This is a genomic window from Nocardia cerradoensis NBRC 101014 (assembly GCF_000308535.1).
GTDB classification, from domain to species: Bacteria; Actinomycetota; Actinomycetes; order Mycobacteriales; family Mycobacteriaceae; genus Nocardia; species Nocardia cerradoensis.
In genome coordinates, this window is sequence record NZ_BAFW01000146.1 from 121,307 (window position 1) to 145,990 (window position 24,684).

General features: G+C 67.1%; 23 protein-coding genes. 5 read left to right on the plus strand and 18 right to left on the minus strand.

Annotation, left to right across the window (positions count from 1 at the left end):
• Positions 1-39: 39 nt before the first annotated feature.
• Entirely contained in the window at positions 40-831 is a 792-nt protein-coding gene (locus ON23_RS15810) for an enoyl-CoA hydratase-related protein (protein ID WP_039779042.1), read from the minus strand.
• Between the two features lie 44 nt (positions 832-875).
• Positions 876-1,829 carry a PDR/VanB family oxidoreductase gene (locus ON23_RS15815; RefSeq protein WP_039779043.1) on the minus strand — a complete coding sequence of 318 codons (954 nt, stop codon included), beginning with the start codon at positions 1,827-1,829 and terminating at the stop codon, positions 876-878.
• Positions 1,830-1,978: 149 nt separating this feature from the next.
• Here ON23_RS15815 and ON23_RS15820 point away from each other — a divergent pair, with 149 nt between their 5' ends.
• The 3 genes from ON23_RS15820 to ON23_RS15830 are packed head-to-tail and all read left to right on the plus strand — an operon-like array spanning position 1,979 to position 4,407.
• Entirely contained in the window at positions 1,979-2,764 is a 786-nt protein-coding gene (locus ON23_RS15820) for an SDR family NAD(P)-dependent oxidoreductase (protein WP_039779044.1), read from the plus strand.
• Positions 2,765-2,800: 36 nt separating this feature from the next.
• Positions 2,801-3,697 carry an alpha/beta fold hydrolase gene (locus ON23_RS15825; protein ID WP_039779047.1) on the plus strand — a complete coding sequence of 299 codons (897 nt, stop codon included), beginning with the start codon at positions 2,801-2,803 and terminating at the stop codon, positions 3,695-3,697.
• Between the two features lie 47 nt (positions 3,698-3,744).
• Positions 3,745-4,407 carry a TetR family transcriptional regulator gene (locus ON23_RS15830; protein ID WP_039779049.1) on the plus strand — a complete coding sequence of 221 codons (663 nt, stop codon included), beginning with the start codon at positions 3,745-3,747 and terminating at the stop codon, positions 4,405-4,407.
• An 83-nt stretch (positions 4,408-4,490) separates the two neighbouring features.
• Here ON23_RS15830 and ON23_RS15835 read toward each other — a convergent pair whose 3' ends face one another.
• The 16 genes from ON23_RS15835 to ON23_RS15910 all read right to left on the minus strand — a co-directional run bounded on the left by ON23_RS15835 (position 4,491) and on the right by ON23_RS15910 (position 22,999).
• A complete protein-coding gene (locus tag ON23_RS15835) occupies positions 4,491-5,984 on the minus strand; it encodes an aldehyde dehydrogenase (RefSeq protein WP_039779126.1) in 1,494 nt (497 codons plus the stop codon).
• Between the two features lie 13 nt (positions 5,985-5,997).
• Entirely contained in the window at positions 5,998-6,822 is an 825-nt protein-coding gene (locus tag ON23_RS15840; RefSeq protein WP_039779050.1) for a mycofactocin-coupled SDR family oxidoreductase, read from the minus strand.
• A gap of 328 nt (positions 6,823-7,150) precedes the next feature.
• Positions 7,151-9,559: a CaiB/BaiF CoA transferase family protein gene (locus ON23_RS15845; protein WP_039779052.1), complete on the minus strand. Its 2,409-nt coding sequence runs from the start codon at positions 9,557-9,559 to the stop codon at positions 7,151-7,153.
• A complete protein-coding gene (locus ON23_RS15850; RefSeq protein WP_039779054.1) occupies positions 9,556-11,025 on the minus strand; it encodes an aldehyde dehydrogenase in 1,470 nt (489 codons plus the stop codon). The genes ON23_RS15845 and ON23_RS15850 overlap by 4 nt, the downstream gene beginning before the upstream one ends.
• 18 nt (positions 11,026-11,043) lie before the next feature.
• Positions 11,044-12,228: a thiolase C-terminal domain-containing protein gene (locus ON23_RS15855; RefSeq protein ID WP_039779055.1), complete on the minus strand. Its 1,185-nt coding sequence runs from the start codon at positions 12,226-12,228 to the stop codon at positions 11,044-11,046.
• On the minus strand, positions 12,225-12,674 hold the full coding sequence (locus tag ON23_RS15860) for a Zn-ribbon domain-containing OB-fold protein (protein WP_039779056.1): 450 nt from the start codon (positions 12,672-12,674) through the stop codon (positions 12,225-12,227). Before ON23_RS15860 ends, ON23_RS15855 begins: the two co-directional genes overlap by 4 nt.
• Complete coding sequence (locus tag ON23_RS15865) at positions 12,671-12,985, minus strand: hypothetical protein (RefSeq protein ID WP_039779057.1); 315 nt, start codon at positions 12,983-12,985, stop codon at positions 12,671-12,673. The genes ON23_RS15860 and ON23_RS15865 overlap by 4 nt, the downstream gene beginning before the upstream one ends.
• Before the next feature lie 123 nt (positions 12,986-13,108).
• Positions 13,109-14,596, minus strand: coding sequence for an acetyl-CoA acetyltransferase (locus ON23_RS15870; protein WP_039779058.1), 1,488 nt, complete (start codon positions 14,594-14,596; stop codon positions 13,109-13,111).
• Positions 14,593-15,630: an LLM class F420-dependent oxidoreductase gene (locus tag ON23_RS15875; RefSeq protein ID WP_039779128.1), complete on the minus strand. Its 1,038-nt coding sequence runs from the start codon at positions 15,628-15,630 to the stop codon at positions 14,593-14,595. The genes ON23_RS15870 and ON23_RS15875 overlap by 4 nt, the downstream gene beginning before the upstream one ends.
• 45 nt (positions 15,631-15,675) lie before the next feature.
• On the minus strand, positions 15,676-16,485 hold the full coding sequence (locus ON23_RS15880) for an enoyl-CoA hydratase-related protein (protein ID WP_039779059.1): 810 nt from the start codon (positions 16,483-16,485) through the stop codon (positions 15,676-15,678).
• Between the two features lie 174 nt (positions 16,486-16,659).
• On the minus strand, positions 16,660-17,406 hold the full coding sequence (locus tag ON23_RS15885; protein WP_039779060.1) for an SDR family oxidoreductase: 747 nt from the start codon (positions 17,404-17,406) through the stop codon (positions 16,660-16,662).
• Complete coding sequence (locus ON23_RS15890) at positions 17,403-18,944, minus strand: class I adenylate-forming enzyme family protein (RefSeq protein WP_039779063.1); 1,542 nt, start codon at positions 18,942-18,944, stop codon at positions 17,403-17,405. The genes ON23_RS15885 and ON23_RS15890 overlap by 4 nt, the downstream gene beginning before the upstream one ends.
• Before the next feature lie 210 nt (positions 18,945-19,154).
• Positions 19,155-20,393 carry a CaiB/BaiF CoA transferase family protein gene (locus ON23_RS15895; protein WP_039779064.1) on the minus strand — a complete coding sequence of 413 codons (1,239 nt, stop codon included), beginning with the start codon at positions 20,391-20,393 and terminating at the stop codon, positions 19,155-19,157.
• A complete protein-coding gene (locus tag ON23_RS15900) occupies positions 20,390-21,034 on the minus strand; it encodes a PaaI family thioesterase (protein WP_039779065.1) in 645 nt (214 codons plus the stop codon). Before ON23_RS15900 ends, ON23_RS15895 begins: the two co-directional genes overlap by 4 nt.
• Positions 21,031-21,807: an enoyl-CoA hydratase/isomerase family protein gene (locus ON23_RS15905; protein ID WP_039779066.1), complete on the minus strand. Its 777-nt coding sequence runs from the start codon at positions 21,805-21,807 to the stop codon at positions 21,031-21,033. The genes ON23_RS15900 and ON23_RS15905 overlap by 4 nt, the downstream gene beginning before the upstream one ends.
• Before the next feature lie 7 nt (positions 21,808-21,814).
• The gene (locus ON23_RS15910) at positions 21,815-22,999 is read right to left on the minus strand and encodes an aromatic ring-hydroxylating oxygenase subunit alpha (protein ID WP_039779067.1); all 1,185 of its coding nucleotides are present in this window, start codon (positions 22,997-22,999) and stop codon (positions 21,815-21,817) included.
• A gap of 87 nt (positions 23,000-23,086) precedes the next feature.
• Between ON23_RS15910 and ON23_RS15915 the strand changes: the two genes are divergently transcribed.
• Both ON23_RS15915 and ON23_RS15920 read left to right on the plus strand, forming a co-directional pair.
• Positions 23,087-23,686, plus strand: coding sequence for a TetR/AcrR family transcriptional regulator (locus tag ON23_RS15915; RefSeq protein WP_039779130.1), 600 nt, complete (start codon positions 23,087-23,089; stop codon positions 23,684-23,686).
• A gap of 56 nt (positions 23,687-23,742) precedes the next feature.
• Positions 23,743-24,678 carry an esterase/lipase family protein gene (locus ON23_RS15920; protein ID WP_051042745.1) on the plus strand — a complete coding sequence of 312 codons (936 nt, stop codon included), beginning with the start codon at positions 23,743-23,745 and terminating at the stop codon, positions 24,676-24,678.
• Positions 24,679-24,684 lie beyond the last annotated feature (6 nt).

Genomic DNA, 24,684 nt, shown 5'->3' on the forward strand with positions numbered 1-24,684 from the left:
CAATCGATATTTGTCACATGTTTCACCATGTGCTCCCTGTTATCGCCCGCTCCAGTTCGGCTTGCGTTTCGCAGCGAAAGCCCGCGGTCCCTCCTTGGCGTCCTCACTGCTCATCACCACCCGGGTGGCGGCGCGGCTGAGCCTCCAGTCCCCCTCGGCCCAGCCGTTGTGCGCCATAGCGCTCTCATGCAGGACGCGTTTGCTCTCCTGCACGGCCACCGGCGCGTTGGCGGCGACAACCTCGGCCAGCTCGAGCGCGGCAGCGAGGGCCCCGCCCGCCGGAGCCACGGCATTGACCAATCCGAGCTCGAACGCCCGGGCTGCCGAGATCGGGCGGCCGGTCAGCGCGATCTCGGCCGCGACCTTCGGCGGCACCTGCCGGTGAATGCGCAGAACGCCGCCGGCCGCGGCGATGAGTCCGCGGGTTACTTCGGGCAGCCCCAGCGAGGCGCCTTCGTCGATCACGGCCAGATCCGCCGACAGCACGATTTCGGTGCCGCCCCCGAGCGCGAAGCCGTTGACCGCGGCGATCACGGGTTTAGGAATCCAATGGCGCACGATTCCGGCGAAATCCCATTCCCGATGTTCGGGGTCGTAGACCTGATTGCCGGCCGCGAGCTCCTTGAGATCGGCCCCGGCGCAGAACGCCCGGCCGGCGCCGGTGATAACCACGACGCGGACCTGCGGGTCGTCGGCCGCTCGCTCGAGCGCCGTTCCGGCCGCTGCGGACAGGTCCGAGTTGACGGCGTTGAGCGCGTCGGGCCGATTCAAGGTCACCAGCGCGACGTGGCCGTTCACTTCGTAGCGCGCTGCGGGTTCCTGCTGGGACACGGATCATCTCCTGACATGTGGATTCGATAGCGGCGGAGGCGTTTTCAGAGATCTATGACGAGTCTCGGGGTGTGGCTTCGGGAGACGCAGATCATCATCGCGTCATCGGCGGCTTGCTCATCCTCGGTGAGAACGGAATCGCGATGATCGGGCCGCCCACGCAGCACCGCGACCTCGCACGTCCCGCAGGTGCCTTCCCGGCAGGAGAACTCGGCATCGACGCCGGAGCGTTCGAGCGCGGCGAGTACGGATTCATCGGCACCGACCGTGACCACCGCGCCGGTTCGCGCCAGTTCGACCTCGAACGAATCAGATGCCGCATTCGGATCCGCCGCCTTCGGCGCGAATCGCTCTACATGCAAGGTGAGGTGATCACGTGCACCACAAGCGGTTTCGACGGCCCGCAGCAGCGGCTCCGGCCCGCAGCAGTACACAGCCCCGCCCAGACCCAGGCCGTCGAGCGCGGTGTCGAGGTCCAGCAGGCCGCATTCGTCCTGCGGGCGCACGTCGACGCGATCCGGATGCGCTGCGGCCAGGTCGTCGGCGAAGGCCATACTCGTGCGCGTGCGGCCACCGTAGAGCAGCCGCCACGGCACGCCGCGGGCGTCGACCGAGCGCAGCATCGGCAGCAGCGGTGTAATGCCGATACCGCCCGCGATGAACAGGTAGGAGGCCGCCTCGGACAGTCCGAAAGCGTTGCGCGGGCCGGCAATCGTTATCACGTCGCCGACCTCGAGTTTGTCGTGCACATACGCCGAACCGCCGCGCCCCTCGGGCTCCAGCAGGACGGCGACCGTCAGCGATTCCCGATCGGACGGATCACCGCACAGCGAGTACTGCCGGGTCATGTCACCGAGGACGAGGTCGATATGAGCGCCGGGTTCCCACGCGGGCACCGGCCCACCGTCGGGGTCGGCCAGCGTCACGGCAACGACCCCGACGGCCGCCACTTCCTTGCCGATCACCCGCATTCTGCGGGGCACCCGATCTTCTCTCATCGACTCGATCCGCTCACTACAGCCATTCTCTAAATCTTAAGCCATTAGATTTAATGTACGCAACATCCAGCTAGAGGCCGCTTGCGTATCGCAAGGTACCCGTATAAACCTATAGATGATAGGAATCCGGGAACTCGACAGGAGAGCGCATGGACACGGCTGACCACTGCGGCGGATCGGTTCTCGACCTCTTCCGGCTCACCGACCGCGTCGCGGTGGTCACCGGGGCCGGCACCGGACTCGGAGCGGGTTTCGCGCGTGCGCTGGCCGAGGCGGGCGCAGATGTGGTCGTCGCCGCCCGCCGCCGCGACAAGCTCGAGAACGTCGCCGACTCCGTTACGGCACTGGGCAGGCGCTGCCTGGTGGTGCCGACGGACGTGACCGACCCCGACCAATGCGACGACCTGGCCCGGGCCGCGATCGATACATTCGGCCGGGTGGACATCCTGGTCAACAATGCCGGAGTCACCCATGCCGCACCAGCGACCCGCGAAGATCCCGACGACTATCGAAAGGTGCTGGAGGTCAACCTGTTCGGCGCGTACTGGGCAGCCCGCTCCTGCGCGCGTGTCATGCGGCCCGGATCGAGCATCGTGAATGTCTCGAGCATGCTCGGCCTGGTCAAATCGGTGCTGCCGCAGGCCGCCTACGCCTCCAGCAAGGCCGGTCTGATCGGGCTCACCCGCGACCTGTCCCACCAGTGGTCGGGACGCAAAGGAATCCGTGTCAACGCGATAGCCCCCGGCTTCGTGGACACCGACATGATCGGCGAGATGGCCGACGGCACCCTGTCGGAATTCCTGCGGAACTGTTCACTCGGGCGCACCGCAACCCAACGCGAGATCGACGCCGCGGTCGTCTTCCTGGCCGGGCCCGCATCGGGCTACATCACCGGGTCGACGCTCGCCGTCGACGGCGGAACCTCCGGGCACTGAACCACTCCCGTATCGCAACGAAGGAAACCGACACCCATGCCAGCTCCCGCCACCGTCGTCCGACTGCCGGGCGACGGCGTCACCCTCGTTGCCGACCACTGGCGCGCCGACGGCGACGCGCCGGGCACCGTGATGCTGCTGCACGGCGGTGGGCAGACCAGGCATTCGTGGCAGCGAACCGGTGCCCGGCTGGCCGAAAACGGCTGGCATGCACTGGCGGTCGATGCGCGCGGCCACGGCGACAGCGACTGGGCCGCGGACGGCGATTACGCGATCACCGCGCATGCGCGTGACGTGGTCGCCGCGGCAGGCTCGCTCGCCGGGCCGGTCGCGCTGGTCGGTGCGTCGATGGGTGGACTGGCCGCGCTCGTGGCGCAAGGCGACCATCCCCGGTTGGCCCGCGCCTTGGTGCTGGTCGATATCACGCCGAAGTCCGAACCGGCCGGCGTCGACCGGATCACCGCCTTCATGCGCGACGGGCTGGCCGGATTCGACTCGCTCGACGCGGCCGCGGACGCGGTCGCCGCCTACAACCCACACCGCCGCCGGCCGCCTCGCCCGGACGGTCTGCGCAAGAATCTGCGGCTGCGCGACAACCGCTGGTACTGGCACTGGGATCCGCGCATCCTCAGCGAGCGCGACAACGGCCCCGAACGCGCGGGTGCGCGCGAGCAGTGGGCGCGGGACGCCGCGCGCCGTATCTCGGTGCCCACGTTGCTGCTTCGCGGCGACCGGTCCGATGTGGTCGGCGACGACGGCGTCCGCGATCTGCTGGCGCTGATTCCCGGCGCCCGCCACATCGCCGTGGCCGGAGCCGGTCATATGGTCGGCGGGGACGACAACGACGTCCTGACCGGCGGTCTGCTCGAGTTCCTCACCGACACGGTGGCGAACCCCCGCCACCACACGGGCACCGGCTACCATCAAATTTAAAGGCGCTAGGTAACTGACCTGGTGCGAACCCGAGTGGAAAGCCGCAGATGCCCCGACCGTCGCAACCGTTGATCAGCCGCTCCGCAGTGATCGCGGCGTCCATCGAGATCATCGACTCGGAGGGCCTCGATGCGTTCAGCCTGCCGAAACTCGCCAAATACATCGGTGTGAGCGCGCCCTCGCTGTACCACCACTTCGCCGACCGATCGGCGATCCTGTCGGCGGTCGCCCGCCACATCGCCGGCGCGGGCCCGATCCCGCGCCGCAAACCCGGGCCGGATTGGCCGGAGTTCTTCGTACAGCTGGCACTCAACTTCCGCCGGTCCATTCTGCGCCACCCCAACGCCGCGCCGATTCTGCTGCAGTATCTGCCGCGTGATCTGCTCATCGGCACCTACGAGGAGACGGCGCGATTCCTCGAAGCCTCCGGTGTTCCGACGCACCTGCACGTGCAGATCCTCGACGGAATGGAGCGGCTGACCCTGGGCGCGGCCCTCACCGACGCCGTGCGCGGGGCCAGTACGCGCACCACGATTTTCCCCAACGTGGACCCCGAGTCCCAGCCGGTACTCGCCCGGGCGCTCGCGCAGAACACGCTCACCTCCAAGGGCCTGTACGAGGAGATGGTGCGCAGCTTCCTCTACGGAGTCATGCGCAACGAGAACGGCGCGGTGACCGAGGATTCGCAAACCTCGTCGGTTTCGGTATAGGCGGACCGCCGTCATACACTCGCCGGAGGCCCGGTCGGCAGACCGGGCCTCCGGTATCACGTTGTGGCCGAAGCCCGTTCGAGCTATTGCTGCGCGGCCGGCATGTGCACGGTCTTGGTCTCGAAGAACTCCTCGAGCCCTTCGACGCCGCCCTCCCGACCGATTCCGGACTGCTTGTACCCGCCGAAGGGCAGCGTGAAGTCGATGACCGAACCGTTCACACTGACCGTTCCGGTGCGAATTCGTTGCGCCAGAGCGTAACCGCGATCCAGATCCTCGGTGTAAATGGCACCCGACAGACCGTAGATCGAGTCGTTGGCGATTGCGACCGCGTCGTCCTCGTCCTCGTAGGTGATCACCGAGATCACCGGGCCGAACACTTCTTCCTGGGCAATGCGCATATCGTTGCGCACTCCATCGAGAAGCGTCGGTGCGACGAAGTATCCCTGGGTAACTCCCTCGGGTGCGCCTCCCCCGACCACGACCCGAGCCCCGTCGGCGACCGCGGAATCGATGTAGCCCTGCACCCGGTCGCGGTGGCGCGCCCCGGCGAGCGGGCCGAGGAAGTTCTGCGGCTCCCACGGGTTTCCCATCGGCAACGCCCCGTACGCCGCCGCCAGCGCACCGACCACCTCGTCGTGACGCCGGCGCGACACCAGCACCCGGGTGAGCGCGATACAAGCCTGCCCCGACTGCATGCATCCGCCCATCGGCAACGACTGCAAGACGTGATTCAGATCCGCGTCGTCGAGCACGATCGCGGCGGACTTCCCGCCCAATTCCAATGAGACGCGGGCGATCCGGTCGCCCGCGAGCGCCGCGATCCGGCGGCCGGCCGCCGTGGAACCGGTGAACGTGATGTGGTCGACGCCCGGGTCGGTCACCAGTTTCTCGGAGACCTCACGATCCGCCACGAGCACGCTGACCACGCCCTCGGGCAGCAAGCCCTCCTCGACCAGTTCGGCGATCACGTCCGCGAACACTGAAGGCGACAGCGGTGCGTCGGGTGCGGCCTTGAGGATCACCGAGCATCCGGCGGCCAGCGCCGGGGCAACCTTGAAGGCGATCGTGCCGATCGGCCCGTTCCACGGAATGATCGCGGCGACCACACCGGTGGGCTCGCGCAGAATCCGGGATACTCCGCCGTCGGCGCGTACTCGATCCTCGCGCTGCTCGAACCGGCGCGCCTCGGCGGCCACCGCGTGGAACAGTCCCGCGCTCATTTGCTGCGTCGGCCCGCTGACGCTGACAGGCACCCCGACCTCGAGCACGCCGATGGTGGTCAATTCCTCGATCCGCCGTTCGAGGCGGGTGCCGATCTCGTCGATCACGTCGGCCCGCTCGGCCATGGTCTTCGCCGACCAGACGCCGGAATCGAAACTGCGCCGGGCGGTTTCGACGGCTCGCGCGACGTCGTCGGCGGTGGCGCTGCGGATCCGGGCGGCGCGCTGCTCACTCCACGGGTCGATCAGGTCGATCCATTCGGCGCCGGCCGAGTCGACCCAGCGCCCTCCGATGAAGACCTGTTCCCGGTCGGCGACCGTCGGTGCGGCGACGGCGGTGTCGGTGGTGGTCATCGACATTCCTTTCTCAGCGGTTGTTGTAGCCGGCGTCGACGGGCAGGGTGACGCCGGTGATGTATCGGGCCTCGTCGGAGGCGAGGAAGGCCAGGGCATTGCTGACGTCGACCGCCTCGATCAGCTCGACCGGCATCGGGTTCTTGTAGGCCTCGTCGTTCATCACCTCGGGATGGGAATTCACGAAGGCGCCGTATTCGGCGTTGGCCACCATCGGCGTGTTCACACCGGTCGGATGGATCGTGTTCACCCGGATCGAGTGCTTGGCCAGCTGTTTGGAGTACAGCCGCATCAGCCCGACGACGCCGTGCTTGGCGGCTGAGTAACCCGCCTGCCCCGGAAAGGTGTTGAGTCCCATACTGGTCAGCCCGGCCGCGGAACTGGTGATCGTGATCGAGCCGCCTTTCCCGCGCTCGATCATCGGCGCGACGGCCGCCTCGAGGGTGTGCCACACCCCGGTAAGCATGGTGTCGACGGCATCGTGCCACGCCTGCGGTTCGACGCCCTGGTCGATCACCGGCATGATGCCGGCATTGGCGACGACGACGTCGACGAAGCCGAACTGTTCGACACCGGCGTCGTAGGCACGCTGGACGTCGACGCGGTTGCGGACGTCGCCGATCGAGGTGACGATCCGCCCGCCGGCCTCCTTCACCAGTCGGATGGTCTCGGCGAGATCTTCCTCGGTGGCCATCGGATAAGACACCGAATCGATCTGCGCGCAGATGTCCATACCGACGATCGCGGCACCCTCCTGCGCCAGCCGCACCGCGTGCGAGCGACCCTGCCCACGCGCGACACCGGTGATGAAAGCGACTTTGCCTTCGAGACGTCCCATGGAAATCCTTCTCTCACTGCATTTTCCGAATGCCGACCGGCGTCGGCGCGGGTGACTTCTCCGAGCGCCGAGATGCGCCCTCGCGTACCGACTTGCTGTGGTCACGGGTCAGTCGACTGAGGTGACCACCTGTGAATGGCGTCACATCACAGTAGCGTCGAAACCGACACACGTCAACAACGGACGCATTTTGTCATTTATATCGTCTCCCATCGACCTACCCGACTGAAACGGCATTTAACAGCACTAATGCGTCGCCGGACCGACAGTCCGTCGACGCATTAGCGGACACTACAGTCCGATTTAAACCTATGATTGATAGTTTTACTCAGGATCGAACCGCAGTCCGTTCCGGTTCACCGGATGGCAATTGCAGCACTCCCGCGCGCACCAGCTCGTCGATCTCCTCCGGCTCCAAGTCGAGCAGCTCCGAACAGATCTCGCGCGTATGCTGCCCCGGCAGCGGTGCGGGCCGCATCGGCGGATCGGCGATCTCGGCGAAACCGGCTGCCCGTGCAGCGGCCGGCAGGCGCGCAGGGAGCAACTCGTGCTCGACAAGCGTGTAGGTCTCACGGGCTGTGAGCTGCGGGTCGGTGAGCAGCTGCGGCAGCCGCAGCATCGGCCCAGCAGGTATCCCCGCCGCCTGCAGCGTCGCTGCCGCCTGCTGCGGATCGCGCTCGCGCAGCCACGCGGCCAGTAGTGCGTCGGCCGGTTCGCGATGGCGGACCCGTTGCGCGGCAATGGCGAACCGCTCGTCGTGTATCAGCTCGCTACGCCCGACGACCTCGCACAGCCGACGCCAGTCCTCGTTGTCGCGAACGGTCACCGCACACCATTCGTCGTCCCCCGCGCAGGCGTAGACGCCACCGGGCGCCCGGTGCGGATCCGCGTTGCCCGGCGCGGTCACCGATCCCGGATTCAGGCTCTCCGCCACGAGCTGGGTCCCGAGCTGGACGAGTGCGGTATCGGCCTGCGCCACTTGGATATCGGCGCCCCGGCCGGTCCGGGTGCGGGCGATCAGCGCGGCCAGCACCGCGCCGGCGGTGATGTGTGCGGCGATGTGGTCCGGGTAGACGGTCTGCCCGTCGCAGAGCAGTTCCTCGTTGCCGGGGTACCGCCACAGTGCCGACACTCCGCACGACGCGCGGACCAGCGGGCCGTAGCCCAGCCGGGTGCGCCACGGCCCGGTGGCACCGAATGCGCTGGATTCCGACACGACGATGCCGGGGTTGATCTCGGCGAGACTGTCGTAGGACAGGCCCATGGCCGCGAGCGTGCCGGGCTTGAAGTTGGCCAGCACCACATCAGCGTCGGCCACCAGTCTCCGGAAGATCGCCGCGCCCTCCGGGTTACGCAGGTCCAGGCCGAGGCTGCGTTTGTTGCGATGTCCCCAGGCGACCGACGCCGCCAGTGCCGCACCACGTTTCGACTGACGCAGGCCATCCGGAAAGTTCGCGTTCTCGATTTTGATCACATCGGCGCCGTAGTCGGCGAACTGCCTGCTGAGCTCCGCGCCGAAGACGATCACGCCGAGGTCGAGGACTCGGAGTCCGGCGAGTGGGGCCGCCGACGGATCCGCGGTGCCCGCCGCTGCGGTGTGGCGGCCTCGTGGCCGCACGAGGTCGTCGTGTTCTCCGGGTTGCGGTGCGCGCGTGCGGATTCCGGCCCGGTGCCCGTCGACGAGGACATAACCCGAAGGCGTCTTGGCCCGCACCCCCGGCACGATTTCGGTGTCGATCAGTGCGCCGGACTCCTGAAAATGCGGGGTGGTCAACACCTCGGCGAGGGTGTGCACGCCTCCGACGGGCACGCCCCGGCGCGCGCCCTCGGCCACCAGTTCCGCCTGCGTGTGGGTAGCGAAAAGGGCACCGATCAAAGGGTGCAGAGCGCTCGCCGCGGCGAACCTGGCGGGGATGGTGTCGTATTTCGGATCAGCGAATTCGGCTGGCGCGCTGAGCCATTCGTACATGGCGCGCCATTGGCGCTTGGCCAGCAGACAGATCCGGACGTGTCCGTCCTTGCAGGCGAAGACCGGATAGAAGTCGGCGGCGTTCGGCCTGCCGCGCGGGAAGTCCTCCGAGCGCCCGGCCGCCGCAGAGCCTTGGGTGCCGAAGCCGGGATCGAAACCGTGTACCACCGCTTCGAATGCCGACAGATCGATGGTCTCGCCGCGACCGGTCTCGAGCCGACGCCGATAGGCCAGCAAGGTAGCCCACACCGCGTGGGCGCCCACGGTCCCCTCCACCAGTCCCGCGGGTGGCAGCAGCGGCTCGGCGCCGGGAGCGCCGGAACGCGACAGCACTCCGGACATCGCGTAGAGAACCTCCTCGGTGGCCGCCCACCCCGAGTAGGGGCCGGTGCGGCCGAAAGGGCTGATCGATGTCCACACCAGACCCTGTGCAGCAGAACGTATCTCGGCCGCGTCGATGCCGCGCTCGGCCAGGTAGCCTGGCGGCGTCGATTCGACGACGATATCGGCATCCCGCGCCAGCGCCCGGAAGCGATCGACGCCCGCAGGCGTGGCAAGGTCGAGGGTAATGCCGAGTTTGTTGGCGTTGCGCAATGCGAACGCGATACTCGTACCGGCGGCGGTGGGCGCCTCCGAACGCGAGGACGCTCCGCCCGGAGGTTCGACGCGGATCACCTCCGCACCCAGGTCGGCCAGGTAGCGGCCGCAGGATTCCCCGAGCCCGTCGGTGAGGTCCAAGACGCGGATTCCGTCCAGGGGCAGAGTCATCGCCGGCTCCGTTCGGTCGATGCCGAGGTGCCGAAATACACCGACTTGGTACGCAGATACGGCGCGAGCCCCTCCGGCCCCAGCTCGCGTCCCAGGCCGGAGGACTTCACTCCACCGAACGGGGCGCCCAGATCCAGCAGATAGTGATTGACGCCGAACGTCCCGCTCTCGATCCGGTCGGCGATCGCCAGACCACGTTCCTCGTCGGTGGTCCAGACCGTGCCGCCGAGTCCGTAGGCGGAGTCGTTGGCGAGGGCGATCGCGTCCTGCTCGGTGTCGAACGGAGTGATGGTCAGGACCGGACCGAAGATCTCCTCCTGGGCGATGCGCGCGTTGTTGTCGACGCCGTCGAACACCGTCGGCTCGACGTACCAGCCCACCGGCTGGTCGTCGGGAGTGCCGCCGCCGGTGGTGATCCGGTAGCCGTCCGCGCGCCCGGATTCGATGTAGCCGAGTACCCGGTCACGTTGTGCGGCGCTGACGAGTGGTCCGATCTGGGTGGTTTTGTCCAGCGGGTCACCGATGCGCAGCGCACGCACGGTTTCGGTGACCGCCTCGACCACTTCGGTGTAGCGCGAGCGCGGCGCCAGGATGCGTGTGCTGGCGTGGCAGGTCTGGCCGTTGTTCACCAGCGACACCTCGAGCAGTTTCGCCGCGAATTCCGTCAGGTCGGCATCGGCGGTCACGATCGCCGCGGATTTTCCGCCGAGTTCGAGTGTCACCGGGCGTAGCAGCCGCCCGCATGCCTCCCCGATGGCCCGGCCGGCGGGTGTGGATCCGGTGAAGGCGACCTTGTCCACGCCCGGGTGTTCGACCAGATACGCTCCCGCCTCCCGGTCCGCGGGCACGATGTTCACCACACCGGAGGGCAAGCCCGCCTCCTCGGCCGCCTCGGCGAAGACGTAAGCGTCCAAGGCGGTTTCAGGTGCGGGCTTGAGAACGACGGTGCAGCCCGCGGCGAGTGCGGGCGCCAGTTTCATCGCGGCCAGCGACTGTGGGTAGTTCCACGGCGTGATGGCCGCGACCACCCCGACCGGCTCGCGCCGGACCACCGTGCGGCCCCCGAAAGCACTGGGGCGCAGCTCGTCTCGTTCCATGTCGCGGATCCGGCGGGCGTAGTACTCGATCATCAGTGCCGGTGCGTAGCCGTTGACATTGATCGACGTCGCGATCGGCATGCCGTTCTCGCGGCTGGCCAGCACGGCGGTCTGCTTGGCCCGCGCTTTCAGCGCCGCCGCGAAACGGTCGAGGTGATCGGCCCGCTCGGCGCCGTCGAGGGCACGCCAAGGAGCCAGTGCACCGCGGGCCGCCGCGACCGCCGCGTCGATATCGGCCGGTGCCGCGAGCGCGGCCGTGGCGAGCACCTTCTCGGTCGCGGCCTCGATCACCTCGACCGTCGCGCCACTCGCGGGTGCAGCCCACCGGCCGTCGACGAACAGGCTGGTTCGGTCCTGATTGGTGTCCATAGTCGGTCCTCGGGTAGGTCAGAGGGTGTCTTCGTGCCCGAACAGCGTCGAGCTGACCAGCGGCGCCATCGGGCCGCCGATGAACAGCGAAAGCCGCGCACCCGGTACGGGATTGGTGGAGGTACCGCGGATCTGCCGCACCGCCTCGACCGCCAGGCCCATGCCGTTGACGAAGGAGTCGGCGATATTTCCGCCGCTGGTGTTGACCGGAAGCTTCCCGATCCCGGCGGTCAGGTTGTCGACGGTGAGGATCTCCCCGGCCGCCGGGCCCGCGGGAGCGAACCCGTGGTCGATCAGCGCGGCGACCGCGGGGCCACTGAAATTCTCGTAGACCTGTACCACGTCGACGTCGTCGTGGGTCACACCGGCGGCCGCCCACAGCCGGTCGGCGACGCCGGGACGTCCGGGACGGCCGGCGAAACCCGCACTGGTGTAGAGATCGTCGTTGTCGATGATCGCGGAGTAGCCGCCCGGCGCGCCCTGCGCTCCGGCCAGCACATAGGCAGCGTCCGGGCGCAACGCGCGAGCGCGTTCACCGGAAACCAGCACCAGGGCCACCGCCCCGTCGCTCTCGCGTGAGCAGTCGAACAGATGGAACGGCTCGGTGATCAGTCGTGAGGAGTCGTAGGTCGCCTCGTCCAGCGGTTTGCCATATCCGGCGGCGGTGGGATTGTTCTGCGCGTGCCGATAGGCCGCCAGAACCAGCGCCCGCATCGCCTCGCGGGGCACACCGTCGTGCTCGAGCAATCGCTGGGTGCGCAGGGCGCAGACCTGGGCGGGAGAACCGACTCCGTGCGCCAGGTAGTGGGGTCCGTAGAAATATTTCGCATAACCCAGGCGGCCCGTATCCTCTTGTGCCATAGAGCGATAGACCACGACGGTCTCGGCCTGGCCGGTCGCGATCGCGACTGCGGCGTTGTTGATGGCCGCGGCGACCGTACCACCGCCACCGCCCCACATCATGGTGGACCAGCGCACGTCGCGGACGCCGAGCGCGCCGCCGAGCGTAGCGCCGTCGTGACCGCCGCCGGCGTAGGAGACGAATCCGTCGAGTTCGTGCGGCGAAATGCCGGCGTCGGCGCACGCCGCCACGATGGCTTCCAGCGTCATCCGCAATTCGCCGTGCGGGGCCTGGCCGCGCTTGTAGTGCAGTTCCGCTGTGCCGACAACCGCGGCGGCGCCGCGCAGCGTCGTCGTGCTCATGCTCGTACTCCTTCGATATCGACTCGACGCCACCGCAGCAGGGGCCATATCGCCCCCGGATCGAGTTCGATCCGGCCGACCACCGGATCACCGATGCGCACGGTGTCGGCGCCCTCGTCGACGAGAAGACCCAGGACCCTTCGGTTTCCGGCTCCGGGCAGTTCCACCAGGACCGTCACGTACGGCACCCGGTCGGCGAGTTCGGTGATGAAGGGGTAGTGGCTGCGAGCCCAGCTGTAGACGGTGCCGACCGGCTCGACCGGCTCCCAGCCCGGATCGAAGCTGTGACAGGAGGCGCAAATCCACTGCGGACCCCAGATCCATTCGCCACAGTGTCCGCAGCGCTGCAATCGCAATTCGCCCGCGACCAGGCCGTCCCAATAGGGTCGATCCAGTCCGTCGTCGGCAGGGCCCCACGGCAGGTCCAGTGCCGGTGTCTCGCTCATGCCGATTCTCCGGTCACGGAGAAGTTCTCCAGCCCCGCGGCCTTCCACGCCCCGTCGCGCAGCTCCCAGATCGAGCGCAAGCCGATTGTCCCCTCCGGGGTGTCGTAGACGGTTTCACCGATCCGCTTGTCGCCGTCGGCGCGCACGTCGTGGATGCGGAAACCGCGCACTTCACCGCGCGGCACAGTCACACCGTCGAAGACCGCGGGCAGATTCTCCTGCACCATATCGGCCAGGGCAGCTTTGAAATCACCCTTGGCCACGGCGCCGACATGACGTTCGTACAGTTCCCGAAAGTCCTGATCAGGCATTCGAATTCTCCTCGTTCCCCTGATGTGACGCCGGGCGCCACGATGATTTTTACCTTAAACCTTTAGGTTTAACGGGTCAATGCGCGGCCTGCGGAACCCGGGTTCGGATCGGCCGCCGAGAGGTCAGTCGCCACCGAATCGAAGGTCGCCGTCGGCACCGATCTCGACAACGGCCCCCGTCACCTCGGCGCTCACGAGATGCTCGACGTCGGCCGATCGGCGGGTGGAGGCCAGCGTGCGTCCGCCGTCGGGAGTTCGCGCCGCGACGAATCCGGCCTCTGGATTTCCGGTCCGGTCATAGACGACCGTCCACGCCTCGACCTCGCCGGGCCCGGCGTAGCCCGGATGCGCGCGTACCGTCGGCTCACGGTCGACGCGCTCCTGCACATCGACTCGCCGGAACCCCGCGCGCGGCGGTTCGCTGCTGTAGACGCCGAAGGCGTGCTTGGTCAGGTAGCCGCCGTTGGCGGTGAGCAAACCGTAGCTGCCCGGCGCACGTCGCAGCCTGGTCGCCAGCGTGGCGATGGCATGGGTGCTGTAGTTGTTCCACGGTCCGCCCGCGAAGGTCAGTCCCCCGGTGACGGTCAGCGGGCGGGCGGGGTCGTCGGTCGGTAGGCCGAGTTCACGCGCCGCCACCTGTACCGCGGAGGGAAAGCACGAGTACACATCGATGTGGGCGAGTTCGTCTACGCCGATTCCGGCCAGCTCCAGCACGTGCGCGCCCGCGTGCCGGATCGCAGGCGATCGGTCCAGGGCGCCGCGTTGGGCGATGTCGTAGGTGTCGTGCGCCTCTGTTCCGGCGTGCGGGAAGATCCAGTTCTCGCGCGGAATCCCTAGCCGGGCAGCCACTTCCACCGAACACAGCAGCAGCGCGGCGCCCTGCTCGACCATGTTGTTGGAGTTCATCAGCTTCGTATAGGGCCAGGCGATCCACCGGTTGGTTTCGCTGGGCGTGACGATCTCCACGGCGGTGTGCACGCGTTGGGTCCAGGCGTGCGGATTGCTCGCGGCGACCTCGCTGAAACGGGACCACAGGGCACCGATCGCTGCGCGATGGTCGTCCACGGAGCGCCCGGCGGACACGCGCAACGCCTGTTCGAACAGGGGGTAGATGTAGGCGGGGCGGTCGAGTCCGGCCCGTTTCTCGGTATCCGAACGCATCGGGACCTCGGGCACCAGCATCGGCGCCGCGGCTACCGTGTCGTCCTGGATGGTCCAATGGGGTCGAATCCCCTGCGCGCGCAGCTTCATTCGAGTGCGCCAGGATTCCGCACCGCCGACCAGAACCACATCGCAGCGGCCGGCGGCGATATCTTGCGCGGCCTGGTTGACCAGCACCTGCGGCGTGCTGCCACCGCTTCCGGTGTACCCGGTGTGGCGCGGCGTGGCACCGATTCGTTCGGCGACCAGCGCGCCGGGATCGCGGTAGCGCCACGACAGCAGGCCGACGATCCGCACGGAGTCGACCAGTTCCAGCAGGCGCGCCGTACCGGCCTCGGTCGCGGCGCGCGAGGCGGCGTAGACGATCAGGTCGACGGGCTCGCAGCCGCCCTCACGTTCGTTGATCTGGCCGCCGCCGACGAGAATCGGGGTGCGGGGGTCCAGTGTCATGAGCGCACCGCCTCGAGGATCCGTTCCCGGGATTCGGGTTTCGGCCACCCGCCGAGGATGACGGTGGTCAAACAGGTTGGCTTCCAACGATTCACGATGTCCTCACAGATCTTGTCGACCGGTCCGACGAGGGCGACGTCCTCCACCATCGCCGTCGGCACCGCTTGTGTGGCCAGGTCGGCCCGGCCGCCGAGATAGAGACGCTGAATTTCGGCGCAGACCTCACCCCAGCCCATGCGGGCGAACACATCGTTGTGAAAGTTCGCGCCCTGCGCGCCCATCCCGCCCGCGTAGAGAGCGACCACCGGTTTGAGCCGGGCCGCCGCGCGATCCACGTCGTCGTCCTCCGACAGCCAGCAGACGTTGGCGATCTCGAAGTCCTCGGCCGTGCGGCGGGCACCGTCGCGGGCGAACCCCTCGGACAGAGCGGTGCGATAGAACTCGTCGGACTTGGGTGAGAACCACAGGGGTGTCCAGCCGTCGGCGATCTCGGCGGCCAGCGCGACGTTCTTCGGCCCCTCCGCGCCGAGATAGACCGGAATGTCGCGGCGCAGCGGATGCACGATGGATTTCAGCGGCTTACCCAGCCCGGTGCCGCCGGGGTAGGGCAACTGATAATGCTTGCCCGCGAAGGTCACCGGTTCCGTCCGCTCCCACACCGCCCGCATGATCGCGACGTATTCGCGAGTCCGTTCCAGCGGCCGGGGGTAGGGGCGGCCGTACCAGCCTTCGACCACCTGCGGACCGGAGGCGCCGATACCGAGGATCAGTCGTCCGCCGCTGAGATGGTCGATGGTCTGCGCGGCCATCGCCAACGCTGTCGGGGTGCGTGCCGAGATCTGGCAGACCGATGTTCCCAGGGCGATCCGGTTGGTCTTGGCTCCCCACCAGGCCAGTGGCGTGAGCGCGTCCGAGCCGTAGGACTCGGCGGTCCAGAAGCTGTCGACGCCGAGCGCCTCGGCCTCGGCGATCGTCTGTTCCATCCGCCGGGGCGGTTGCGCGCCCCAGTATCCGGCCATCACGCCGACCTTCACCGCGCCCACCCGCTGTTCGATGCAGTCGTCAAAGCTGTTGTCCCGTCACTGGTTCCGATAGATGGGCACACGCTTGTCGAGGAAGGCATGCACCGCCTCGCGATGGTCGCGGGTCGTGGCGGCCAGGATCTGCGTCCGGTTCTCCAGGTCGATCGCCGCGTGCAGGCTCGGCGCCTCGAGGTTGGACCACATGACTTCTTTGGTCATCCAGACCCCGAACGGGCTGTTGCCGGCGATCGCCTCCGCCGTGTCGAGCGCGGTATCCAGCAGCCGGTCGGAGGGCTCTGTCGAGGACACCAGGCCGATCCGCTCGGCCTCCTCCGCGGCGACGGACCGTCCGGTGAGCAGAATCTGTGCGGCTCGGGCGAAGCCGATCATCCGCGGCAGCAGCCAGCTGACGCCGATATCGCAATTGGACAGGCCGCGGTTGATGAACGAGGCGTGCAGCGCGGCGTCAGTGGCGATGATCCGGATATCGGCCATCAGTGCCAGCGCCATACCACCGCCCGCCGCCGCACCGTTGATCGCCGCGATCACCGGGGCACGCACACCGCGAAAGGCCTCCACCAATCCGGCGATGTGCTGTTGCACGCGCAATCCCGCCTGCGCCCGCCCCTCCCCCTCGGCGGCGCCGGGCGGCGCGCCGTATCCGCGCAGATCGAGACCGGCACAGAAGGCGCGTCCGTTACCGGTCACGACGATTGCCCGTACCTCCGAGTTATGGCGCACCTCGGCCAGCACACCGTGCAGCGCCTCGATGAGTTCGGCGTTCATCGCGTTGAGTGCCTCCGGCCGGTTCATCCGGATCAGCAGGATGCCGGGCCGGGGCCACTCGGTCTGGATCACATCGGACATGTGTCGGACTTCCTCGAATCGTCGGCGACGGTCACGCGAGAAGGCGGTACCGCCACCCATAAAGCTAATACCTTTAGATTAATAACACAAGGTAGAGGGGCAATCGGAGGGGCTGAGATGTTGAGCCGAGTTGGCGGGTCCGGCGTGGTTGCCGCTCGCGCCCGCTGCGATGACTCAGATCCCGACGGGGCCGCCGAGCCAGACACCGATCTCCTCGCCGGAGACGTGCTGCCCCGCATCGCTCACCAGGAAGGAGACCGTGTCGGCGATCGCTTCGGCCGGTATCCGCGGCCAGTGGTCAGCCAGGGTCCGCGCCGCGTCCGATCCACCGGAGGCGATGATGTCGGTCTCGACGAAACCGGGCATGACCGCGTTGACCGTCACGCCACGCCGAGCGACTTCCTGCGCCATCACACGGGTCATTCCGGCAAGCCCCGCCTTGGCCGCCGCGTAGGCGCTCATTCCGGGTGAGGGCCGTCGTCCGCCGGACGGGCTGCTGACGAATAAGACTCTGCCCCAGCCATTTTCGTACATCGCGGGCAGCGCGGCATGTGTACAGTAGAACGCGCCATCGAGATTCACGCCGATCACCCGATCCCAGTGCTCGGGCGAGAGCTGCCGTGCCGAACCGAACAGGTTCATCCCGGCGTTGTTGATCAACACGGTCGGCGCGCCGAATTCGGCGGTGGCCTGTTCCATCAATTCGGCAGCCTGATCGGCGTCGGACACGTCGGCGCGGATGGCAGTAGCCTTGCCACCGGCGGCGGCGATCTCCTCGACCACCCGCCTCGCCGGTTCTTCGCTCGCGGAATAGTTGACCACCACGGAGAACCCGTCGGCGCCCAGGCGGCGTGCGATCGCCGCCCCGATCCCCCGGCCGCCGCCGGTGACCACCGCGACGCGCGCCGATTCGGCACTCATGCGGTGGCCGTGTTCGCGCGCACCGCGACGGCGTCGGCCGGCGCTTCGGGAAACCGTTGCCGCAGCAGCGGTTTGGCCATCTTGCCGGAGAACGTCCGGGGCAGCGGTTCGCTCAGCGCCACAGCGTGTCTGGGTCGCTTGAACTTCGCCAGATTCGCCGCTGCGAGAACCTCGATCTCGGCGATCACTTCGGCGGCCGGACGATCACTGTGGAACACGACCATCGGCACCTCGCCCCACCGGTCGTCCTTGACGCCGATCACCGCCAGATCCGCGACGCCGTCGATAACATGCAGTACCCGTTCGATCTCGGCTGGATAGACATTCAGGCCACCCGAGATCAGCATGTCCTTGCTACGGTCGACGATCTTGAGGAATCCGCCTTCGTCCTGCAGTCCGAGATCGCCGGTGCGCAACCAGCCGTCCACCAATGTCGCCGCGGTGGCCTCGGGCTTGTGCCAGTATTCGCGCATCACATGATCACCGCGCACGAGAATCTCGCCCACCTCCCCGGGCGGCGTGTCCACGTTCGGGTCGCCGATCGTGACCTGCGTACCCACCAGCGCCAATCCGGCATAGCCGGGACGAGCGGACGCATCCGCGTAGTTCAACGTCGAGACCATGCCCGACGCCTCGGTCAGCCCGTACACCTGCGTGAGCGGAATGCCGTGCGCGCAATAGAAGTCCACGAGATCCACACCGACCGGCGCGCCGCCGGTTCCGGCGAAGGTGAACTTCGCCAGTTTGCGCGCACCGAAATCGGGCAGGGTCGTCATCCGCTCCCAGATCACCGGCACCACCGTGGTCGCGGTGATCTGTTCACGCTCGAGGGTGTCGAGAGCGATCTGCGGATCGTATTCGCGCAACAGCACCATCGTCGCCCCGGGGACCACGACCAATTGCATGAAGATCGAGAGCACCGAGCCGGTGTAGACCAACGGCGCCGCACACAACACCCGGTCACGCGCACTGAAGCCGTGGCTGACGGTCTGCGCGATGCCCGGAGCCATCGCATTGCGGTGGGTCACCACCGCCCCCTTCTGCACACCCGTGGTGCCGGAGGTGTAGCAGATGAATGCCGCGTCGTCGCCGGCGATATCCACTCGGGGCGCGACACCGGGGGCGCTCAGGGTCTCGTACCGGCGATGCGCGCTGCCACCGATCGCGAAGATGTCGAGCGGAATCTGTTCGGCGGCGACCTCCAGCAACGAGGCGAACTCGTCCTCGACGATCACCACCCGAGGCCCCGAATCAACCACCATCGGCGCCAATTCCCGTGCGGTGAGCCGGAAGTTGAGCGGCACGCTGATGGCGCCGATCTTCAGGGTGGCCAGGATGACGTGCGCCAGCTCGGGCCGATTGAGCATCATGACCGCGACACGGTCGCCCTTGCCGACGCCCCGCGCGACCAAGCCGCGGGCGAGCGCATCGGTCACCGCGTCGAGTTCGGCCCACGTCTCGGCGTGATCACCGAAGACGATCGCCTGCTGATCGGGGCGGGTCTTACCCCAATAACGTGTCAGATCCGCCAGATTCATTCGAGTACCTCCTCGTTCGCCGACCATCCGGCCGCGAGCACGAGCGGATGTGACCGCCCTCACTACGTTGCCGCCAAACCTAACAGCTTTAGATTTCTTGCGCAATACCTCCGCAAGCCTTTGTGACCCTCCTTCTTGGGCACGAAAACAACACCCACACAATAATTTTCGTGTGGGTGTCGTTCCCGATCGCGCGATTCGATACCCTCTTCAGACGCCTTTCGCATACAGCTGGCGATCCGCCGCCGCCACAATGCGCGCGTCGTCGTATCCGGCCAACTCCCGCAGCACCCGCGCCGTGTCGGCTCCGGCCCGTGGCGGCAGGGCGGGAGCGAATTTCTCCCCGGCCACCCGTACCGGACTCACCAGGAATTCGAGCTCCCCCACCCCCGGGTAGTCGACGCGATAGGTGTTGTCCCTGGCCCGGAAATGCGGATCGTCGAACATGTCGGTCACGGTGTTGACCGGCCCGCCGGCGATACCGTGCGCGAGGAACAATTCCACCCATTCTTCACAGGTGCGCTGGGCGAAGATCTGCCGCAGCTCTCGCCACACGTGCTCCGCACGCTGCGGTGCCCCCTCGTCGGCGGTGGTCAGGTCGATGTCGGCCAGATCCTCGCGCCCGATCGCGACCAGGAAGTTGCGCCAGAACTTCTCCACGTGCGAACCGAACAGCACGGCCTTGCCGTCCTTGGTGCGATACGCCTCGAGCCGTGGCCAGTCCGGTAACCGCCCGTCCGGCAACCATGTCGGCCGCGGGATCGATCGATCCCGGTTCAATTCCGCGTCGGCCAGATCCGGCATCCATGCCGCGGCCACATCGATGCCGGAGACCTCGACCCTGCCACCGGCGCCGGTGACGTTCGCACGATGAAGTGCCGCCAGCAAGCCCATGGCCCCATACGCACCGAGGGCATACATCGCGATCGGCGGGGTGGTGGAACCGGCGATCCCGTCCACCGGCGGCTCGTCCGGCGTGGTGACCTCGCGCAGTCCGGCATAGGCATCGAAAACCGGGCCGCCGGTGCCGAGGCCCCGATAGGGACCGTCGGTGCCCATCCCGGTGACGGTGCACAGCACGATTTTCGGATTCACCTCCCGCAACCGGTCGAATCCGAGGTCGAGCCACTCCAGGTAACCACCGCGCATTCCTTCGATCACCGCATCGCACGAGCGCGCGAGATCGAGGAACGCCTGCTTGCCCGCAACCGACCGCAGATCGAGTGCGACCGACTCCTTCCCGCGATTCCACCGCAGATGCATGAAGGCCGGGCCGTCCGGATCGCCGACCGCGCGACTTCCACCGACACGCACCGGATCGCCGAGCGGTCCGGACTCGACCTTGATCACCTCGGCGCCGAGATCGGCCAGATGTCCGCCGAGCGAGGCCGGCGCCAACTGCGCGACTTCGAGGATCCGCACACCGTTCAGCAAGGAGAATCCGCTCAATTGCCGACCCCTTTCAATTGTTTCGAAAGATCATGTGTCTGTCCGGGTTTCAGTTCGATCCACAGTCCCTCGGCTTCCGCGACGAGCACCTCCCCGTGGTGCAATGTCCCGCGCAGGAACCGCTTTCTTCCCTGCTGCCCGACCAGCTGAGCGGTCACCGTGAGTTCGGTGTACAACGGGGCGGGCGCCCGGAAGTCGACTTGCAGCCGCGCCGTGCGCGCCCACGGACGGCGATGATTGGCCAGTCGCGCCAGGATCTCGTCGAAGATCAGCGGCGCCACACCGCCGTTCATCGCATAGCGGCCCGAATGGAACCGCCCGATCGTCACCCGCCCGACCGCAGTGATCTCTGTGATCCGATCCAGATGTATCGGCGGAGTCAGCGCCTGACCGTGACCGGCCGACTCCCAGCGCTTGCCTGCGATCTGCTCGTCCTCATCGACCTCGAAAGCCGCTAGGGCCGTGGCGATTTCACGCAATCGCGTGGCAGCGGCGGCGGCCACTCGCGGTGTCGGCCGGCTCCGGGTGACCGCCTCCTGGGCCGCGCGTAACGCTTCGACGAGCCGGGTGAACTCGTCGTCGGTGACGACAGTGGGAGCAAAAGGATCGTCCCAGGTCGGTTGCCAGATATCCGTACTCACGACACACCTCCCGGCGCCGCGGCCGGTCCGTTCGCGAAAAAGGCCGAGAACATGTCGGTGATCGATCGCTGTCCGAGGGTTGCCCGGGTGACCGAGTTCTCCCGGTCATAGCGCTCGCGCAGACCCTGCCCCGCTCCGTCGAGCAGCAGTTGCTTGATGTGGCGCAGCCCGTCCGGCGGCTGTGCCGCAATCTGTTCCGCGGTCCGCACCGCTTCCCCGGCCACGTCCGGCGTGTAGCGGGTGAGCAGCCCCATGTCGAAGGCCTCGTCTCCCGGCACCGCTCGTGCCGTCATCAGCAGATCTCGCGTGCGGGCACCACCGATGAGGGAGTCGAGCAGCCAGCTCAGGTTCACCCCGCCGTACCTGGCCGCACTGACCGCCATCGAGGTCCGCGGCCCGCCCACACGTAGATCGGAGCAGGCGGCGTACATCGTCCCCGCTCCGTAGGCCAGACCGTCGACCGCGGCTACGGTCGGTTTCGGGTAGTGCAGATAGCGCCAGAGCATGTCCTCCCGCTCGGCCGTGGACTCCCCCAGCGCCTGCGGCGTCATCTCGTCGAGCTCCTTCAGGTCGTAACCCGCACAGAATGCCCGGCCACCCGCACCGGTCACGATCACCACTCGGATCGCCTCGTCGGTCGCGGCTTCGGTCAGCGCGGTGTCCAGCCGCCGTTGCAGTGCGATCGACAACGCGTTGTGAGCGCGTGGCCGGTCGATGGTCAGCCGGAGCACACCTGAAGCCGGGCGGTCCTGGCGCAGTTCGTCGGCAGCCATCGCTGTGCTATCGCGCCGTGACCGGCGCAGCCGCCCGCTCGGTGTCGAGCGCGGCGACGTCGTCGGCGACCATCTTGTGGAACACCTGTCCCGGCAATTCGTTTCGCCCGTAGATCAGTTCATCGACCTGTCCGTGTGCCGCGTTGGCCGTGATCGTCTTGGTGACGAACCAGTCTTCGGCGTGCAGCGTCTCCATCAGCAGATCCCAGTTCTTCTGCAGCATCCGCTCCTCCCGTGGCGTCTGCGGTTTTCCGGGCGACAGCAGCCGGATGGTGCAGTAGCTGACGTTCGGATCCTGGGCATCGGGAACGATGGTCCAGATCTCGAAGTGGTTGGGCTCGGTGACCAGCATGGTGCCGGGATAGATCGTGTAGTTCGCGAGCGAGTAGTCGCGGACGTCGAAAGAGTCGGGATCGGCGTCACGCACCTCGGTGATGGACTTGCGCGCCACCACCAGCCGCCATGAACGGCCGACCGGATCGAAGGCGGTGATGTTGCCCTCGAGGTAGTTGCAGACCGTCTTGGTGTGCAACTGGCACAGATGGTAAGAGTCCTGGACTCCGTCGACCGCGATCTTCCAGTTCATGTCCAATCGCCAGGTCTCCTTGCGTACCTGGAAGGACTCGCCCATGCCGGTGTCCGTGACCTCGGCATCGTGCTTGTCGCCCAGAATCGCGGCGATATTCAGTTCGGCGCCGGCGGTCGGCACGACCCAGACCAGTCCATGGCGTACCTCGCACGGAAATTCGACCAGCCCGTACTCGGCGCGATCCATACCGTCGAACCCCTCGGCGTGCGGAATACCGCGCAACGACCCGTCCTTGCCGTAGGACCAGTTGTGATACGGACACGCGAACACGCGCTTACATCCGGTCTCGGCGAATTCGACGCGGGATCCGCGGTGACGGCAGACGTTGGCGAATGCCTTGACGCTGCCGTCGTTCTGCCGGACCACCAGCAGCGGTGTGCCGATCAGTTCGGTGGTCAGGAAATCACCGGCCTTCGCCAGCTCGTCGACGTGCGCCACGATGTGCGGAAAACGGCGCACCACATCGCGCTCCTTGACCGCGAGATCCGGATCGTCGAAGACTGAAAACGGTACGCGGAGAAGCTCTTCCGCGTAATCGGTGGTGTTGTTGTCCACATGGGCGATGAGCCTGCGCGTGAGGCTGATCTTCTCGTCGCGATCCATGCTCCGAGAGTGGCACACGAGACAATCATTGTCTAGTGTCTTATCTAAAGGTTTTCGATTCTCCGAGAACTTGGTACGGTGCTCACCGTGACTGGACGCGGCACCGACACCGAGCGCCCGGCCGATACCCGATCGGCCATCCTGGCCGCAGCCGAATCCTGTTTCGCCCGCCTCGGCATCGCGGGCACCACCATGGAGGATGTGGCGAAGGCCGCGTCGAGCTCCCGGGCGACGGTGTACCGCTATTTCGCCGATCGCGACGCCCTGGTGACCGAGTCGGTGGTCCGCCGCGCCCGCGCCAACATGGATTCCGCGCGTGCATTCATCGCTCGTCACCCGACCATCGAAGACAGCATCGTCGAGGGCATCTGCGAGGACGTCCGGCGCGGTCGCCGTGACCCGATGGTGCATCAGCTGGTCTCGCCGGCGGAGATGGTGCTCGCGGCGCGGTTACTCACCGAATCCGGGCGGGCCGTGGAGCTGACGTACGAATTATGGGAGCCCGTTCTCGCCCGGGCTCAGGCCGCCGGCGCTTTGCGCGCCGATCTCGACATCCGCCTGCTGTGCGAATGGATATCGGAATTGGAGATCTACTACATCAGCCGCGGTTCGACCGCAGACGCCGAAGATCTCGACCATATTCGCGCGCGGCTGCGCACCTTCCTGCTTCCGGCACTACTCCCCTGATTCGGCCGAGCGCAATACGGTCCGCAACCATCTGCCGGCACGTAGGTTCCTTACCTATGATCGATAGATTAATTCGGCGTCGTCACCGACGCCTGGCCGCGGTCGGCGCGCTGGTAGCAGGCGCGCTGGCCGTCGCGGCGACGTCGGCCGCAGGTACTCCTGATTACGGTCCGCCACAAACGAATTGGGAAGCGGCACTGGCCTATTCGGTGACGAATCCCGAAGCCCTGCCGACAGGTATGAACGATCCCGGCTGCCGACCCGCTCCGGCACACCCGCGACCGGTGATCTTGATCAATGGGGCGTTTCTCGACAGCTACGCGAACTGGGCGATGTATTCTCCTCGATTGCGGGCCGAAGGCTACTGCGTGTTCGGGCTGAACTACGGAGGCCCGGCCGCCGGCCCCTTCCATCAGATGGGCGATCTCCGTGAATCCGCGCGGGAAATCGGCGCATTCGTCGATCGGGTGCGCGCGGCGACCGGCAGCGATCGGGTCGATCTGGTGGGCTATTCGGAGGGAGGTCTGGTGCCGTTCTACTACCTCAACATGCTCGGCGGGGCACCGCGAGTGGATACCATGATCAGCCTCGACTCACCGGTCCGGGGCATGAGCGGCTACGGCGTGCTGGCCGAGATCTCGGCACTTCCAGGTGGTCCACAAGCACTCGGATCGGTCCTGCCTGCGGCCCGCGACGGGGCGGCCGGCTCGGCGTTCATCGACGAGATATCCGCCGGCGGGCAAACGCGTCCTGAAGTCCGGTACGTCACGATCACCTCGCGCGCAGATCTCGTCGTCGCGCCCGAGGAGGCCCGGTTGCCGTCGGCACCCAACGTTTCCGAGGTCGTCGTCCAGGACAACTGCCCGCAGGACCAGGTTTTCCACGGCTCGGTGATCTACGACGACATCACACTGCGACTGGTACTCAACGCGTTGGATCCGGCGAACGCTGTTGCTCCGGTTTGTCATCCGGTGCTGCCGGTCGTGAACTGAGTGATG